The organism is Janthinobacterium sp. SUN176 (genome assembly GCF_030587335.1).
GTDB classification, from domain to species: Bacteria; Pseudomonadota; Gammaproteobacteria; order Burkholderiales; family Burkholderiaceae_D; genus Janthinobacterium; species Janthinobacterium kumbetense.
This window is the reverse complement of record NZ_JAPWIA010000006.1, coordinates 37,469-54,028: the sequence shown is the minus strand read 5'-3', so window position 1 is coordinate 54,028 and position 16,560 is coordinate 37,469. Positions and strand designations below refer to the sequence as shown.

The following is a 16,560-nucleotide window of genomic DNA, read 5'->3' as shown; positions in this document are numbered from 1 at the left end:
AAGCTTAGTACCGCTGTCAGCATCCCTTCGGGGATGCTGATAAGCAAGGAAACGCGTCTCCAGGCTAGTCCTGGCGGCGCGTTTTTGCATTGGCGGCGCCAGTTATAATGGCGCCGTTACTCAAGTAAAGGAATGCCATGTATTCATCCACTTCGCCGCGCCTGGCTGTCTTGCTGGCCGCGCTGCTGTTCGCTGGCGCCACAGGCGCCTCTGTCGCTGCCGTCAAGGGCAAGAAGCCGGCCGGACTGGAGCGCTATGGCGTGGCCGTCTATTCCGACTTGTGCCTGCAAAAGGATAGTGGCGAAATCGGCGGCCAGCGCGTGACGCTGCATCGCTTCGCCGAGGCCGATTCCGTCATCTATGAATTCACGGCAGGCGCCCTGAGCTGGCCCATCGTGGCCAACGACGTCAACCTGGACGCCGCCACGGGCGCCTTCGACTTCACCATCGCCGGCGCCGACAGCGAAGAGCGCACCATCGTCGGCAAGTTTTCCAAGGACGGCCAGACCCTGACCCTGGAAGGCGATTATTGCGGCGGCAACGTGCGCATGCCCATGAAGCTGAGCCGCGTGCGCGATTTCGGCCGTCCTTTAAAAAACTGCACGCCATGCCCGCCGATGCCGCAGGCGCCCGCCGAGGCAGTGCCTGCCGAGGAAAGCGTGCCAGCGCCCGCTGCCTGAGCGATTGCCGCTGTGAAAAAGAAAAAGGCCCGGTATCGACCGGGCCTTTGCTATTTTCAGCGCTGCAAGGGGCTTATTTGGCCGCTTGCGCCTTTTCCGCCGTGGCGCGGATGGTGGCCAGGGTCGCGTTCGGCGTGATCAGGTTGCCGTCGTAGCGCAGCTCGATCAAGGCCGGCAAGTTGTTGGCCTTGGCGTGTGCCAGCGCCCGCCGCAGGGCAGGAGCGAACTCTTCTGTCGTAGCCACCACTTCGCCATGTGCGCCATACGCTTGCGCCAGCGCCGCAAAATCCGGGTTGTGCAGGGTCGTGCCCGATACACGGCCCGGGTAATCGCGTTCCTGGTGCATGCGGATGGTGCCGAACATCTGGTTATTGAAGACGATGATGACCACGCCCGCCTGGTATTGCACGGCGGTGGCCAATTCCTGGCCATTCATCATGTATTCGCCGTCGCCTGCGAAGGTGATCACGGTGCGCTCGGGGTGCACGATCTTCGCCGCCACGCCGGACGGCACGCCATAGCCCATGGCGCCGTTGGTCGGCGCCAGCTGCGTGCGCATGGCGCCGTAGCGGTAAAAGCGGTGCGCCCACGAGGCGTAATTGCCGGCGCCGTTCGTCAGGATGGTATCGAGAGGTGCCTGCGCCATGATCTCTTGTGTCACTTGCCACAGGTCCAGCGGCGCCCGGCCATCCTGGAAGATGGGCGGGCGCTCCTGGTAGGCGGCCAGCTCGGCCTTCGCTTCGGCCGGCGTATGTTTCCATGCGGCAGCATCGACGGGCGCCATGGCGGCCAGCATGGCGCACACTTGCGGCATGCCGCTGTTGATCATCAGTTCGGCCTGGTAGACGCTGCCCAGCTCCTCGGCATCCGTATGGATGTGCACCAGGCGCTGGCGCGGCACGGGCGAGTCGAACAGGGTGTAGCCGCCCGTCGTCATTTCGCCCAGGCGCGGGCCGATGGCGATGACCAGGTCGGCATTTTTCACGCGCGCGGCCAGTTTCGGGTTGATGCCGATGCCGACGTCGCCGATGTAGTTCGGGTGGGCATTGTCGAGCAAGTCCTGGAAACGGAAGGCGCAGGCGACGGGCAGGTGATTGCTTTCCGCGAACTGTTGCAGGTCGGCGCACGCTTGCGGCGTCCAGGTGGTGCCGCCCAGCAAGACCAGCGGCTGTTTCGCGGTGGCCAGCATGCTGCGCAGCTGCTGCAGCTGGGCGTCCGATGGCGCCGCCTGCACCGGCTGGTAGGCGCGCGTGTCGGCCACCGTGGCCAGCGAAATGAGCATGTCTTCCGGCAAGGCCAGCACGACGGGGCCGGGACGCCCGCTGGTGGCCACCTGGAAGGCGCGCGCCAGGTATTCGGGGATGCGCTCGGCGCGGTCGATCTGCGCCACCCACTTGGCCATCTGGCCGTACATGCGGCGGTAGTCGATTTCCTGGAACGCTTCGCGGTCGACGAAATCATTGCCCACCTGGCCGATGAACAGGATCATTGGCGTGGAATCCTGGTAGGCCGTGTGCACGCCGATCGAGGCGTTGGTGGCGCCCGGTCCGCGCGTGACGAAGCAGATGCCCGGCTTGCCCGTCAGCTTGCCATAGGCTTCGGCCATGAAGGCGGCGCCGCCTTCCTGGCGGTTGATGATGAAGCGGATGCCCGAGTCGTGCAGGGCGTCGAGCACGTCGAGGTAGCTTTCGCCAGGCACGCCAAAGGCGGTGTCGACACCGTGGATCTGCAGGGCATCGACCAGGATCTGGCCGCCGGTACGGGATTGTTGCGTCATGTTCGGCTCTTTATATTCTAGTGGGTGGCAAAGAAATGGGGCAAGCGGTGCGCATGCGCTTGCATGCAAGCAGCTTGCCTCATTCTATGTGAGCCGATTTGGCCCGGCTTTTGAAATGGCGACACCGAATTACACAATCCCCCGGGGTGACGACGAGGGCGCCCGGCGGGCGGCGCCGCGCCTGTACCGGCCTTTTTGCAGAAACATGCTGCGGCGCGGTACAATGGCGGGTGAAGCAGGCCAGACAGTCGCTGGCCGGCGCAGCAATGCGCTGGCGGGAGGAAGGTCCGGACTCCATAGAGCGGGGTGACGGTTAACGGCCGTCCGTCGAAAGCCGCAAGGTATAAGGCGAGGAATAGGGCCACAGAGACGAGCGTATTAAGTTACGGTGAAACGCGGTAACCTCCACCTGGTGCAATTTCAAATAGGCACGCGATGATGCTGCTCGCGGAGCGTGCGGGTAGAAAGCTTGAGCGCCCGAGTAATCTGGCGCCTAGAGGAATGACTGTCATAGCGCCGACCTGCAAGGGAAGGCGCCGTAACAAAATCCGGCCTACCGGCCTGCTTCACTTGAATTCCTGCTCCCTGGCTTGCCAGGGAGCACCTCGGCAGCGGCTGCTTTTCCTGCTGCGCGCCACGCAAAAGCCCCCGCAACGGGGCTTTTTTTGTTTCTAAAAGTATAGCACTTAAGATAAAGTTGTATATACAACTAAAAGTGAATAATTGGTTAAAGTTTCTTATTTGCAATTAATTGCTGCATTGCAAAAATAGTTTTCCTGCGTCAGGCCAACCCCTGAAAACAGGGCCGATACGCGCCGTGGACGATTATTTTTTGCTTTAAACCAAGTCTTACGTTGCGGCTGATTGCTGTTGTGTCTGGATGACGAAATTATTGTCATGCGTCAACTAACTGTAAAAAATTCAATTTTTCGATTTCGTTTTTTTCGATGTTTACGGTAGGAAAACACATGTGTGCAGATGAGGTAGCACATTCACTATCTTTCATAAGTATCTAATTTATCGATATATTTTTATTTGAGACTCCTTCAACGATATGCGCTAAGTCCTTAATTTCATTAATAAAATTCCTGTTTTGCCAATCGGAAACCGCTTGACCACTATCTTTGCTTCCTCTAAAGTGGGCAACTGTGTGAAAAAGTGTGTTTTTGTGGGAAATTTTCCCTTTTCATCATGATGCGCAAGCGTCGCAACCCAAGCTCAAAAAAGGTCTTCCGTGTTTCAAGGCGCGTCCGCAATCAATCTCGATGCCAAAGGCAGGATGTCTATCCCTGCCAAGCACCGTGACGCGCTGGCGATTCAATGCGAAGGCCGCTTGACCCTGACCAAACACCCTGATGGCTGCCTGCTGTTTTTCCCCCGTCCCGTGTGGGAAAGCCACCGCCAGCAAATCGCCGCCTGGCCCATGTCGGCGCGCGCCTGGCAGCGCATCTTCCTCGGCAACGCCGTCGACGTCGAGCTGGACTCGGCCGGCCGCGTGCTGATCTCGCCTGAATTGCGCAACGCCGTCGGGCTGGCGCGCGAAGTCATGATGATCGGCATGGGCAGCCACTTTGAAATATGGGATGCCGCCAAGTTGGCCGACAAAGAACAGCAGGCGATCGATGCCGGCACCCCCGATGTACTTTCCAATTTTTCTTTCTAAGGCTCCGTAATGACACAACTCACGGTGCCGGAATTTCAGCATCGCACGGTGCTGCTCGATGAAGCGGTCGATGCGCTCGACCTGTCGGGCGACCGCGCGCACGGCGTTTACGTCGACGGCACGTTTGGCCGCGGCGGCCATAGCCGATTGATCCTGTCGCGCCTGGCCGCCGATGCGCGCCTGATCGGCTTCGACAAGGATTTGCAGGCGATCGCCACGGCCGAGCAGATCGGCGACCCCCGCTTCGAAATCGTCCACGACAGCTTTGCCACCATGACGGCCAGCCTGGCCGAACGCGGCGTGCAGCAGGTGGACGGCATCCTGCTCGACCTGGGCATCTCGTCGCCGCAGGTCGACGACGCGGCGCGCGGTTTCAGCTTCCGCAACGACGGACCGCTGGACATGCGCATGGATACCACGCGCGGCATCTCCGCGGCCGAATGGCTGGCGGTGGAAACCGAGCAGAATTTAGAGAAAGTGATACGCGATTATGGGGAAGAACGGTTTGCTTTTCAGATTGCAAAGGCGATTGTTGCTGGCCGGGCAGTCCAGCCAATTTCAAGCACACGACAGCTTGCCGGCATCGTGGCAGGCGCCGTCAAGACCCGCGAGAAGGGTAAGGACCCCGCTACCCGCACCTTTCAGGCCATACGCATTTTCATTAACAAAGAGCTCGAGGATCTCGAGATCGGCCTGAACCAGGCGTATGCCTGCCTGGCGCCCGGCGCGCGCATGGCCGTGATCAGTTTCCATTCGCTGGAAGACCGCATGGTCAAGCGCTTCTTCGCCTCGAAGGCGAACGTGGAGCAGCCTGACCGCCGCCTGCCGATCCGCGCGGTGGACTTGCCGCAGCCGGAAATGAAGCTGATTTCGAAGATGAAGCCGTCCGACGCCGAGATCGAGGGCAACCCCCGTTCGCGTTCGGCCGTGATGCGCGTGGCGCAGCGCCTGCCGCTGGCCGCCCCTGCAAACGGCGGCGCCCGATGACTGGCAAGCTGTGTGTCGTGCTGTCGGCCCTGCTGGTGTGCTGCGGCCTGTCGCTGGTGAACGCGCAATACCAGTCGCGCCACCTGTTGATCGACCTGGAGCGCGCGCAAGCGCTGTCGCGCCAGCTCGACATCGACTGGGCGCAACTGCAGCTGGACCAGTCCACTTTGGGCAAGCATGAACGCATCGAATCGATCGCGCGGCGCGACCTGAGCATGACGCCGCTGACGGCGGCGCGTACGCAATACCTGACGGAGGGCGAATAATGAAGTTGGGCGGTAACAGCAACGGCCGGGTGGCGGCATCGAAAGGTGTGCCATTCTCGAAGAACCCCGTACTGGCGGTGCGCCTGCCCGTCTGGCGTTCGCGCGTCGTGCTGTTCCTGCTGTTCTTCGCTTTCGCCGGCCTGGGCGCGCGCGCGCTGTGGCTGCAGGGCGTCTCGACGCAGTTCCTGCAAAAGCAGGGCAAGGCGCGCTATGAGCGCACGCTGGAATTGCCGGCCACGCGCGGCAAGATCACCGACCGCAATGGCCAGGTGCTCGCCTCGTCCGTCCCCGTGAAAGCCATCTGGGCCATTCCCGACGACGTGCTGCAGGCATCGCCCGAAAAAATCAATGCGCTGGCCGGTCTGCTGGAAATGAACGTCAACGAATTGCGCAAGAAACTCGATTCGGACCGCAGCTTCGTTTACCTGAAACGCCAGGTCGAGATGGACGTGGCCGACAAGATTTCCAAGCTGGGCATCGACGGCATCGACGAACGCAAGGAATACAAGCGCTTTTATCCACAGGGCGAAGTGATGACCCACGTGGTGGGCTTTACCAACGTGGAAGACGTGGGCCAGGAAAGCATGGAGCTGGCGCAGCAGAAGACCCTCGTCGGCACCACCGGCAGCCGCCGTGTGATCAAGGACCGCCTGGGCCACATCGTCGAAGACATCGGCTTCATCCACGAACCGCACGATGGCAAGGACCTGACCCTGTCCGTCGACAGCAAGATCCAGTACATCGCCTTCACGCAGTTGAAGGAAGCGGTGGAAAAATTCAATGCCAAGGCCGGCGGCGCCGTGGTGCTCGACGTGCACACGGGCGAAGTGCTGGCCCTGGCCAATTACCCCAGCTACGACCCGAACGACCGCCGCAAGCTCACGGGCCAGCAGCTGCGCAACCGCGTCATGACCGATACTTTTGAGCCGGGTTCGACCCTGAAGCCGATTACGGTCTCGCTGGCGCTCGACACGGGCCGCGTCAAGCCGGGCACCCTGATCGACACTGGGCCGGGCCGCTATACCATCGCCGACCGCACGATCACCGACACCAAGCCGCATGGCGTGATCAATGTCTCCGAAATCATCGAAATGTCGTCGAACATCGGCACCTCGAAGATCGCGCTGGGCATGCCGTCGCAGGAAATGTGGGAAATGTTTACCAAGGTGGGCTTCGGCCAGCAGCCGAAATGGGGTTTTCCCGGCGCCGTGGCCGGCCGCGTGCGTCCGTATAAATCGTGGCGCCCTGTGGAACAGGCGACCATGAGCTACGGTAACGGCATTTCCGTCTCGCTGATCCAGCTGGCGCGCTCGTACATGATGTTCGCGCGCGACGGCGACACGATTCCCCTGTCGTTCCAGAAGGTCAATGAACTGCCCGTGGGGCAGCAAGTGATCAAGCCGAAGACGGCCGCCGAAATGCGCGCCATGCTGGAACTGGTGGTCTCCGGCGCGCACGGCTCGGCCAAGCGCGCCCAGGTCGCCGGCTACCGCGTGGGCGGCAAGACGGGTACCGCCTATAAAGTGGAAAACGGCCGCTATGCGATGCCGCGCAAATATATCGGCTCGTTCGTGGGCATGGTGCCGATGTCGGCACCGCGCTTCATCATTGCCGTGATGATCGATGAACCGACCGGCCCTGCCCACTATGGCGGCCAGGTTGCCGCTCCCGCTTTCGCGGCGATTGCGACCAACGCGCTGCGCGCGATGAACGTACCGCCCGATTCCTCCGTTACCGAAATCGTGGTCCCGGCCAATGCCGGTCCGGAGGCCATGTGAAGTCACTCATGACCATACAAGACATCAGTTTGTGGATCAAAGCGGCTGCCCCGTCCGGGCAGCTGACGTCCGACTCGCGCCGCGTGCAGCGCGGCGACGTGTTTTTCGCCTATGCGGACGCCACCCATTTCATCGACGCCGCCATCGAGCAGGGCGCCGCTGCCATCGTGCATGACGCCGTTGAATGGAACGCCGCATGGAATGTGCCGCATCTGCTGGTCGGCGACCTGAAACGCCTGGCTGGCCCCGTGGCGCATGCTGTTTACGACATGCCCGACAGCGCCATGTTCAGCGCCGGCGTCACGGGCACGAACGGCAAGACCTCGTGCGCGCTGTGGCTGGCGCAAGCTCTGGCACGCCTGGGTGAAACGTCGTCCGTCATCGGCACCCTGGGCGTGGGCCTGTGCAAGCCGCGCGGCGCCATCGAATTCGACGTGACCGGCTACACCACGCCCGACGCCGTGCTGCTGGCGCGCAAACTCGCCGCCATGCGCGACGCCGGCGCCAAGGCCGTCGCCATCGAAGTGTCGTCGATCGGCCTGGACCAGGAACGCGCGGCCGGCATGCATTTCGATGTCGCCATGTTTACCAATTTGACGCGCGACCACCTCGACTACCATGGCGACATGGCAGCCTACGAGGCGGCCAAGGTCAAGCTGTTCGACTGGCCCGGCCTGAAAACGGCCGTCATCAACCTGGACGACCCCATGGGCTTGCGCCTGGTCCGCCACGTGGACGGCAAGCTGGCGGGCGAGTATCCGGTCATCGGCTATACCTTGCAGGATGCCGCCGCCTTGCCCGATTTGCCCGGTGTGCTGATGCTGCGCGCCAGCCAGTTCCGCAGCCGTAATGCCGGCACCGACTTCCATCTGGAATGCGCGCTGGGCGTTGCGCTGATCAAGACGCAGCTGGTGGGCCACTTCAATATCAGCAACGCGCTGGCCGTGCTGGGCGCCTTGCTGGCGCACGGAACCGGTCTGCGCGCCGCCATCGACGGCATCGAATCCCTGCAGCCGGCCCCGGGCCGCATGCAGCAGGTGGGCGGCCAGGAAGCGCCGATGGTCGTCATCGATTACGCGCATACGCCTGACGCGCTGGAAAAAACCCTGGCTGCCTTGCGCCAGGTGGCGCAGGAGCGGGGCGGCCAGCTGTGGTGCGTGTTCGGCTGCGGCGGCGACCGCGATCCGGGCAAGCGTCCGCAGATGGGCGCCATCGCGCAGCTGGCCGATCACGTGCTGGTCACCAGCGACAATCCGCGCAGCGAAGACCCGCACGCCATCATCGCGCAGATCGTCGCCGGCATGCGTGCCGACGGTCCGCAGCCGCAAGCCATCGAAGACCGCGCCGGGGCCATTTTGTCGGCCATCAAGCACGCGGCCAAGCCGGACGTGATCCTGTTGGCGGGCAAGGGCCATGAGCCGTACCAGGAAATCAAGGGCAAGAAACTGCCGTTCTCCGATGCCGACCATGCGCAGCTGGCCCTGTCCGCGCGCCTGACGATGATGAGGACGAATTGATGGATAGCCTGATGCACGCAAGCCTGGCTGAATTGATGCCGTCGCTGGACGGCGCACAGCTGACGGGCGACGCCGTTTTTGACGGCGTGTCCACCGACAGCCGCAGCGCCCAAGCCGGTTCGCTGTTCGTGGCCCTGCGTGGCGAGAGTTTCGATGCCCACGATTTCCTCGACCAGGTGGCCGCGCGCGGCGTCGCCGCCGTGGTGGTCGAGCGCCTGCCGGCGGGCTGGGACAGCGACAAGGTGCCGGCCATCGTAGTCGCCGATACCCTGGCCGCGCTGGGCCGCATCGCCAACCACTGGCGCTGCCGTTTCAATTTGCCCGTCATCGGCGTCACCGGCAGCAATGGCAAGACCACCGTCAAGGAGATGATTTCATCCATCCTGGCGGCAGCCTTTGGTGAAGAGGCGCGCCTGGCCACGCGCGGCAACCTGAATAACGAGATCGGCGTGCCCCTGACCCTGTTCCGCCTGAGCGAACAGCATAAGGCAGCCGTCATCGAGATGGGCATGAACCATCCGGGCGAGATCGCCCGCCTGGCGGCGATTGCCGCGCCGACCCTGGCAATGGTCAACAATGCGCAGCGCGAGCACCAGGAATTCATGCACACGGTGGTAGCGGTGGCGCGCGAGAACGGCGCCGCGCTGGCAGCCCTGGCGCATGACGGCGTGGCCGTCTTCCCGCATGGCGACGAGTTCACGCCCGTGTGGCGCGAACTGGCCGGCGCGCGCGCCGTCATTACCTTCGGCCTGTCGAAAGAGGCGGATGTCAGCTGCACGCACCGCGCGGCCGAGGATTTTGGCAGCGATCTGTTCGTCAGCGTGCGCGCACAGGACGGCGGCTTGCGCCAGTTCTTCGTGGGCTTGCAGGCGGCAGGCGAACACAATGTGCGCAATGCGCTGGCGGCCGTGGCATGCGCTATCGGCGCAGGCATCGCGCCAGAACATATCAAGCAGGGCCTGGAGGCGTTTTCTCCCGTGAACGGCCGGCTGCAGAAAAAACGCGCCGCCAATGGCGCCACCATCATCGACGACACGTATAACGCCAATCCGGATTCGGCGCGCGCGGCCATCGATGTGCTGGCGCAGGCAGCGGCACCGCGCATCCTGGTGCTGGGCGAGATGGGAGAAGTCGGCACGCAGGGGCAGCAGTTCCACGAAGAGATCGGCGCCTACGCCGCCGCCAAAGGCATCGAACACGTGCTGGCGACGGGCGGTCTGGCGCGCCATCTGGTCAATCCGGCGCAGGCAGCCGCGAGCCAGGAATCAGGCACGGTCGTGGAGTATTTCGAACAGTTCGACGGTTTGCTGGCGGCGCTCGATGCGCATTTGTCCGGCCGTTCGGATGCAACAGTATTAATCAAGGGCTCCCGTTTCATGAAGATGGAACGGGCCGTGCAGCATTTGATTGGTTCAAACAACAATAACAAGGAAGCTCACTAATCATGCTGCTCTGGCTCGCTCATTATTTCCAGGACGACATTGGCCCATTGCGGGTCTTTAACTTCATCACGTTCCGCGCCGTCTTCGCCACCCTGACGGCGATCTTGATCGGCCTGTGCGCCGGTCCTGCCGTGATCCGCATGCTCACGCGCATGAAGGTTGGCCAGGCCGTGCGTACGGATGGCCCGCAAACGCATCTGAAAAAACACGGCACCCCCACCATGGGCGGTGTGCTGATCCTTATCGCCATCGGCATTTCCACCTTGCTGTGGGCCGACCTGTCGAACCGTTTCATCTGGCCCGTGTTGATCGTCACCTTGGGCTTTGGCGCCGTCGGCTGGGCCGACGACTACCGCAAGGTGGTGCACCAGGATCCGGAAGGCATGCGCTCGCGCGAAAAATACTTCTGGCAGTCGCTGATCGGCATCGCCGCCGCGTTTTACCTGGCGTTTTCCGTCTCCATCTCCGAGCCCAATGCCGGCCAGGTGTGGAATCTGATCTACGCCTGGGTGCAGTCGGGCTTCGCCATGGACTTGCCGCCGAAGGCCGATCTGATCGTCCCGTTCTTCAAGACCATCAGCTATCCGCTGGGTGTGTGGGGCTTCATCGCGCTGACGTATTGCGTCATCGTCGGCACCAGCAACGCCGTCAATTTCACCGATGGACTTGACGGCCTGGCCATCATGCCGACCGTGATGGTGGGCACGGCCCTGGGGCTGTTCGCCTACCTGACGGGTAATGCCACGTATGCGCGCTACCTGTTCATCCCGCACATCCCGGGCGCCGGCGAACTGGTGATCTTCTGCGGCGCGCTGGCCGGTTCCGGCCTGGCCTTCCTTTGGTATAACACCCACCCCGCGAAAGTATTCATGGGCGACGTGGGCGCGCTGGCACTGGGCGGCGCACTGGGTACCATCGCCGTCATCGTGCGCCAGGAAATCGTCCTGTTCATCATGGGCGGCATCTTCGTGGTTGAAACGCTGTCCGTGATCATCCAGGTCGTCTGGTTCAAGTACACCAAGAAGCGCTTTGGCGTTGGCCGCCGCGTCTTCCTGATGGCGCCATTGCATCACCATTTTGAACAAAAAGGCTGGAAGGAGACGCAGGTTGTCGTGCGTTTCTGGATCATCACCATGATGCTGGTGCTGCTCGGCCTGACCACCTTGAAGCTGCGCTGATGATGTACGACGCTAAAACCGCACTGGTACTGGGCCTCGGGGAGTCAGGCCTGGCCATGGCCCTGTGGCTGGCCCGCAGTGGTGCGACCGTGCGCGTGGCCGACACAAGGGAGGCCCCGGAGCGCCTTGCCGCGTTGCGGGCCGCCGTGCCGCAGGCGCAGTTCATCGCCGGCGCCTTCACGGCCGACTTGCTTGACGGCGTGGACTTTGTCACCGTCAGCCCAGGCCTCGCGCCGGGCCGCGAACTGGCGCAGATTGCGCCGGCCGCTACTGAGAAAAACATCCCCGTGTGGGGCGAAATCGAACTGTTCGCGCAGGCGCTGGCCGCCTTGAAGGCAGAACGCGGCTATGCGCCGAAAGTCATCGCCATCACGGGAACGAATGGCAAGACGACCGTCACCAGCCTGGTAGGCTTGCTGTGCGAACGCGCCGGCCTTGCCACGCGCGTGGCCGGCAATATCAGCCCGGCCGCGCTGGACGTGCTGCGCGAAGTGCTCGATGCCGAGCCTGCGCCGCAGCCGGTGGATGCGGAAGCTGACGTGACGGAACCCGCCGCCAGCACTTTGCCGCAAGCGTGGATCCTGGAATTATCCAGCTTCCAGTTGCACACGACGTTCAGCCTGCAGGCCGATGCGGCCACGGTCTTGAATTTGTCACAGGACCATCTGGACTGGCATGGCGACATGGCCGCCTACGCCGCAGACAAGGCGCGCATCTTCGGCGACCTGACCGTGCGCATATTGAACCGCGACGATGCGGCCGTGATGCACATGGCCGACCCGTTGGTCGAAACCATCACCTTCGGCACGGGCGAACCGGCGGAAGTCGACAGCTTTGGCCTGGTCAATGAACGGGGCATCTTCTGGCTGGCGCAAGCCGTACCCAGCGAAGAAGTGATCGAGAAAAAACGCAAGAAGAACGATCCGGCGCCGGAACCGGTGCCGACGATGGCGAAAAAGCTGATGCCGGCCGACGCGCTGAAAATCCGCGGCCAGCACAATGCCTCGAATGCGCTGGCGGCGCTGGCCCTGTGTCGCGCCATCGGCCTGCCATTCGCGCCGCTGCTGCATGGTTTGCGCGAATACCAGGGCGAGCCGCATCGGGTGGAGCTGATCACGGCGGTCAATGAAGTCGAGTACTACGACGACAGCAAGGGTACGAATGTGGGCGCGACCGTGGCGGCCCTGTTCGGCCTGGGCAAGGCGTTTGGCGGCGCGGAACAGCGTCTGGTGCTGATCGCCGGTGGCGATGGCAAGGGACAGGATTTCTCGCCGCTGGCCGAACCTGTATCGCGCTACGTGCGCTCCGTGGTGCTGATCGGACGCGATGCACCGGCCTTGCGCGCGGCCCTCGAGCCGGCCGGCGTGGACATCGTCGACTGCGCCACCTTGCCGGAAGCCGTCAAGCGCGCCAGCAGCCTGGCGCTGGCTGGCGATGCCGTGCTGCTGTCGCCCGCGTGCGCCAGCCTGGACATGTTCAAGAACTATGCGCACCGCGCGCAGGTGTTTGTCGACGCCGTGCGCGACATCGCGCTGGAAAACGGACAGGATATCTGATGGCTTTCCAACTGCCCTTCAGCTTTGGTTCCGGCTCGGCTGCCAAGCCGCTGGATAGCCGCGCGCGGCAATCGAAGATGATGGACTATGACAAGCCGCTGGTATGGGTCGTCCTGCTGCTCATGTTGCTGGGCATGGTGATGGTGTATTCGGCGTCGATCTCGCTGTCGGATGCGCGCAAGTTTGCCGCCTACACGAACAATTATTTTGTCGTGCGCCAGGCGCTGTTCATCGGCGTGTCGATCATCGTCGGCGCGATGGTGTTCCGCATCCCCGTCGCGACCTGGCAAAAGATGGCGCCGTGGCTGTTCATCGCCACCCTGGTGCTGCTGGTGATGGTGCTGATACCTGGTCTGGGCGTGTCGGTCAACGGCGGCCGCCGCTGGCTGAACCTGCCGGGCCTGCGGCCGCAGCCGTCCGAGCTGATGAAGGTGGTGATGGTGCTGTATGCGGCCGATTACACGGTGCGCAAGCAGGAATACATGCACAAGCTGACCAAGGGCTTCATGCCGATGGCGCTGGCCGTCAGCTTCGTCGGCCTGCTGCTGCTGATGGAGCCCGATCTGGGCGCCTTCGGTGTGATCGTCTGCATCGCCATGGGTATCCTGTTCCTGGGTGGTGTCAACGCCATCTGGTTCGGCGGCATAGGCGCCATGCTGACGGCGATCTTTGTCACCATCATCGCTCTGTCGAAATTCCGCCGTGAGCGGTTTTTTGCGTATCTCGACCCGTGGCAGGAAGACAATGCCCTGAACAAGGCTTACCAGTTGACACACTCGCTGATCGCCTTCGGGCGCGGCGAACTGTTTGGCGTGGGATTGGGCGGCAGCGTGGAAAAACTGCATTACCTGCCCGAAGCCCACACGGACTTTTTGCTGGCCGTGATCGGCGAGGAGCTGGGCCTGGTGGGCGTGCTGGTCGTGATCGGCATGTTTTACTGGATTATCAAGCGGGCGTTCGACATCGGCCGCCAGGCGATCGCCATCGACCAAACCTTCGCGGGACTGACGGCGAAAGGCATCGCCATCTGGATCGGCGTGCAGACCTTCATCAACATGGGCGTTAACCTGGGCCTGCTGCCGACCAAGGGCCTGACCTTGCCCTTGATGAGTTATGGCGGCACGGGCGTACTGATTAACTGTATCGGCCTGGCGATTTTGCTGCGCATCGATTACGAAAACCGGATCCTCATGCGGGGAGGCCGGCTATGAACAACGCGACGAACTTGAAAACGACGAAAAGACTGATGATCATGGCGGCCGGTACCGGCGGCCATATTTTCCCTGGCCTGGCGATTGCGCAGACGATGCGCGCGCGCGGCTGGGAAGTGAGCTGGCTGGGCACGACCCACGGCATGGAGCAGGAGCTGGTGCCGAAGAGCGGCATTCCCATGGATGCCATCGCATTTTCCGGCATGCGCGGCAAGGGCCTGGCGCATACCATTCAAGGCGGCTTCAAGATGCTGGCCAGCTTCTTTGCCATCCGCCGTTTCATCGCCAGCCGCAAGCCTGACGTGGTGATGGGCATGGGCGGCTACGTCACCGTGCCGGGTGGCCTGATGGCGCGCCTGAAAGGCGTGCCGTTAGTGCTGGTCAATGCCGACGCGGCGCTGCTGTTGTCGAACAAGACCCTGGTGCCGCTGGCGCAGCAAGTGTGCTTCGGCTTTCCCGCCGATTTCGGCAGCGCCGCCGGCAAGGCCGTCGTGACGGGCAATCCCGTGCGCGCGGAAATCCTCGCCATGGAGCCGCCGGCGCCGCGCTTTGCGGGCCGCAGCGGCCCATTGCGCATCCTCGTGGTAGGTGGCAGCCTGGGTGCGAAGGCGCTGAACGACAGCTTGCCTGCCGCGCTGGCGCTGATGCCGGAAGGCGAGCGTCCGCTGGTCACGCACCAGTCGGGCAAGAAGAATATCGACGCCCTGCATGCCGCGTATGCGCAGGCGGGCGTGCAAGCCAATGTGGTCGATTTCATCGACGACATGGCCAAAGCGTATACCGAGGCCGACCTGGTGATTTGCCGCGCTGGCGCCATCACCCTGTCGGAATTGACGGCGGCCGGCGTGGCCAGCGTGCTCGTGCCGCTGGTGGCGTCGACCACCAGCCACCAGCGCGACAACGCGCAATGGATGGCGCAGCAAGGCGCGGCGATTCATCTGCCGCAAACGGAAATGAGTGCCGCGTCGCTGAGCGCACTGCTGGCGTCGCTGAGCCGCGACAGCTGCCAGCAGATGGCGCAAGCGGCACTGGCAGCAGGCAAGCGCGACGCCAATGAGGCGATCGCACACGTATTGGAAAAACTGGCATGAGGTTAGCTCTGTGAAGCATAAAGTAAACAATATCCACTTTGTCGGCATTGGCGGCAGCGGCATGAGCGGCATCGCCGAAGTGCTGGTCAACCTGGGCTACAAGGTGTCGGGCTCCGACCTGGGCAGCAATGCGGCGACGCAGCGCCTAGCGAGCCTGGGCGCGACCGTCATGCTCGGTCACGCCGCAGAAAATATCGGCGACGCCGATGCGGTGGTGACGTCGGGCGCCGTCCCGCAAGACAATCCGGAAGTGGCGGCTGCGCGTGCGCGCAAGATTCCGCTGGTGCCGCGCGCCGTGATGCTCGGCGAGTTGATGCGCCTGAAACGCGGTATCGCCATCGCCGGCACGCATGGCAAGACGACGACGACCAGCCTGGTCGCTTCCGTGCTGGCGCAGGGCGGTCTCGATCCGACCTTCGTCATCGGCGGCCGCCTGACCAGCGCAGGCGCGAACGCCAAGCTGGGTTCGGGCGACTACCTAGTGGCCGAAGCCGATGAATCGGACGCCTCGTTCCTGAATCTCACGCCGATGATCGAAGTGATCACGAATATCGACGCCGATCACATGGACACCTACGAGCACGATTTCGAAAAGCTCAAGCAAGCCTTCGTGCAGTTCACGCACCGCTTGCCGTTCTATGGCCGCGCCATGCTGTGCATCGACGATCCGCACGTGCGCGCCATCATCCCGTCCGTCACCAAGCCCGTCACCACCTACGGTTTCGCGGAAGACGCGCAAGTGCGCGCCATCAACGCGCGCGCCGTGGGCCTGGAAATGCATTTCACCGTGCTGCAGGAAGGTTACCCGGACCTGGACGTGGTGCTGAACCAGCCCGGCATGCACAATGTGCAGAATGCCTGCTCGGCGATTGCCATCGCGCGCGAAATTGGCATCGCCGACAGCGCCACGCAGCAGGGCCTGGCCGAGTTTTCCGGCGTGGGCCGGCGCTTCACGCGCTATGGCGACGTGGCGCTGCCGAACGGCGGCACCTTTGCGCTGGTCGACGATTTCGGCCACCATCCGGTGGAAACGGAAGTGACGCTGGCCGCCGCGCGCGCCGCCTATCCGGGCCGTCGCCTGGTGCTGGCGTTCCAGCCGCACCGCTACAGCCGTACGCGTGACCTGTTCGAGGATTTCGTGAAGGTGCTGGGCGCACCCGACGTGCTGCTGCTGTCCGAAGTGTATGCGGCGGGCGAAGCGCCTATCGTCGCCGCCGACGGCCGCGCCCTGGCGCATGCGCTGCGCGCGCGCGGCAAAATCGAACCGATTTTCGTCGAATCCATGAAAGACATGGCCGACACCATCATGAGCGTGGCGCGCGACGGCGACGTCGTGCTGACCATGGGAGCCGGCTCGATCAGCGGCATCCCGCAACAACTGACAACGTATCAATCTCACACTGTAAAGGCCTGA

Annotated in this window: 13 protein-coding genes and 1 other RNA gene; 13 read left to right on the top strand and 1 reads right to left on the bottom strand. The window is 63.0% G+C overall.

The genetic code is table 11. From position 1 onward, the window contains the following. The first annotated feature begins 137 nt into the window (after window positions 1-137). Entirely contained in the window at window positions 138-680 is a 543-nt protein-coding gene (locus tag O3299_RS25525; protein WP_305054617.1) for a hypothetical protein, read from the top strand. 73 nt (window positions 681-753) lie between these two features. On the opposite strand, the gene O3299_RS25520 is transcribed toward O3299_RS25525, so the two are convergent. Beyond that, window positions 754-2,457 (bottom strand): thiamine pyrophosphate-binding protein, encoded by a 1,704-nt coding sequence (locus O3299_RS25520; RefSeq protein WP_305054618.1) that lies wholly within the window; start codon window positions 2,455-2,457, stop codon window positions 754-756. A 232-nt stretch (window positions 2,458-2,689) separates the two neighbouring features. Between O3299_RS25520 and rnpB the strand changes: the two genes are divergently transcribed. From rnpB to murC, 12 genes are all read left to right on the top strand, one after another. Beyond that, an RNA gene (gene rnpB, locus O3299_RS25515) (RNase P RNA component class A) lies at window positions 2,690-3,029 on the top strand. 662 nt (window positions 3,030-3,691) lie between these two features. Beyond that, complete coding sequence (mraZ, locus tag O3299_RS25510) at window positions 3,692-4,120, top strand: division/cell wall cluster transcriptional repressor MraZ (protein WP_034748899.1); 429 nt, start codon at window positions 3,692-3,694, stop codon at window positions 4,118-4,120. Between the two features lie 9 nt (window positions 4,121-4,129). Then, window positions 4,130-5,107, top strand: a complete 978-nt coding sequence (rsmH, locus tag O3299_RS25505) for a 16S rRNA (cytosine(1402)-N(4))-methyltransferase RsmH (protein ID WP_099665434.1) — start codon at window positions 4,130-4,132, stop codon at window positions 5,105-5,107. Further along, on the top strand, window positions 5,104-5,373 hold the full coding sequence (gene ftsL / locus O3299_RS25500; protein ID WP_034748894.1) for a cell division protein FtsL: 270 nt from the start codon (window positions 5,104-5,106) through the stop codon (window positions 5,371-5,373). The genes rsmH and ftsL overlap by 4 nt, the downstream gene beginning before the upstream one ends. Next, window positions 5,373-7,151 (top strand): penicillin-binding protein 2, encoded by a 1,779-nt coding sequence (locus tag O3299_RS25495; RefSeq protein WP_034748891.1) that lies wholly within the window; start codon window positions 5,373-5,375, stop codon window positions 7,149-7,151. The genes ftsL and O3299_RS25495 overlap by 1 nt, the downstream gene beginning before the upstream one ends. Before the next feature lie 8 nt (window positions 7,152-7,159). Continuing rightward, window positions 7,160-8,668, top strand: coding sequence for a UDP-N-acetylmuramoyl-L-alanyl-D-glutamate--2,6-diaminopimelate ligase (locus O3299_RS25490; RefSeq protein WP_305054619.1), 1,509 nt, complete (start codon window positions 7,160-7,162; stop codon window positions 8,666-8,668). Window positions 8,669-8,679: 11 nt separating this feature from the next. After that, entirely contained in the window at window positions 8,680-10,110 is a 1,431-nt protein-coding gene (gene murF, locus O3299_RS25485; protein WP_305054650.1) for a UDP-N-acetylmuramoyl-tripeptide--D-alanyl-D-alanine ligase, read from the top strand. A 2-nt stretch (window positions 10,111-10,112) separates the two neighbouring features. Beyond that, window positions 10,113-11,288: a phospho-N-acetylmuramoyl-pentapeptide-transferase gene (gene mraY / locus O3299_RS25480; RefSeq protein ID WP_077399841.1), complete on the top strand. Its 1,176-nt coding sequence runs from the start codon at window positions 10,113-10,115 to the stop codon at window positions 11,286-11,288. Then, on the top strand, window positions 11,288-12,844 hold the full coding sequence (gene murD, locus O3299_RS25475; protein ID WP_305054620.1) for a UDP-N-acetylmuramoyl-L-alanine--D-glutamate ligase: 1,557 nt from the start codon (window positions 11,288-11,290) through the stop codon (window positions 12,842-12,844). The genes mraY and murD overlap by 1 nt, the downstream gene beginning before the upstream one ends. Next, window positions 12,844-14,055 (top strand): putative lipid II flippase FtsW, encoded by a 1,212-nt coding sequence (gene ftsW / locus O3299_RS25470; protein WP_305054621.1) that lies wholly within the window; start codon window positions 12,844-12,846, stop codon window positions 14,053-14,055. The genes murD and ftsW overlap by 1 nt, the downstream gene beginning before the upstream one ends. Beyond that, window positions 14,052-15,146 carry an undecaprenyldiphospho-muramoylpentapeptide beta-N-acetylglucosaminyltransferase gene (gene murG, locus O3299_RS25465; RefSeq protein WP_289900366.1) on the top strand — a complete coding sequence of 365 codons (1,095 nt, stop codon included), beginning with the start codon at window positions 14,052-14,054 and terminating at the stop codon, window positions 15,144-15,146. Before ftsW ends, murG begins: the two co-directional genes overlap by 4 nt. Before the next feature lie 10 nt (window positions 15,147-15,156). Continuing rightward, on the top strand, window positions 15,157-16,560 hold the full coding sequence (gene murC, locus O3299_RS25460) for a UDP-N-acetylmuramate--L-alanine ligase (RefSeq protein WP_305054622.1): 1,404 nt from the start codon (window positions 15,157-15,159) through the stop codon (window positions 16,558-16,560).

Coding starts and splice junctions, on each gene's coding strand:
- rsmH (WP_099665434.1), top strand. CDS start 4,130: ATGACACAACTCACGGTGCCGGAATTTCAGCATCGCACGGTGCTGCTC.
- O3299_RS25490 (WP_305054619.1), top strand. CDS start 7,160: ATGACCATACAAGACATCAGTTTGTGGATCAAAGCGGCTGCCCCGTCC.
- O3299_RS25525 (WP_305054617.1), top strand. CDS start 138: ATGTATTCATCCACTTCGCCGCGCCTGGCTGTCTTGCTGGCCGCGCTG.
- murG (WP_289900366.1), top strand. CDS start 14,052: ATGAACAACGCGACGAACTTGAAAACGACGAAAAGACTGATGATCATG.
- ftsL (WP_034748894.1), top strand. CDS start 5,104: ATGACTGGCAAGCTGTGTGTCGTGCTGTCGGCCCTGCTGGTGTGCTGC.
- O3299_RS25520 (WP_305054618.1), bottom strand. CDS start 2,457: ATGACGCAACAATCCCGTACCGGCGGCCAGATCCTGGTCGATGCCCTG.
- O3299_RS25495 (WP_034748891.1), top strand. CDS start 5,373: ATGAAGTTGGGCGGTAACAGCAACGGCCGGGTGGCGGCATCGAAAGGT.
- mraY (WP_077399841.1), top strand. CDS start 10,113: ATGCTGCTCTGGCTCGCTCATTATTTCCAGGACGACATTGGCCCATTG.
- murF (WP_305054650.1), top strand. CDS start 8,680: ATGCACGCAAGCCTGGCTGAATTGATGCCGTCGCTGGACGGCGCACAG.
- murD (WP_305054620.1), top strand. CDS start 11,288: ATGATGTACGACGCTAAAACCGCACTGGTACTGGGCCTCGGGGAGTCA.
- ftsW (WP_305054621.1), top strand. CDS start 12,844: ATGGCTTTCCAACTGCCCTTCAGCTTTGGTTCCGGCTCGGCTGCCAAG.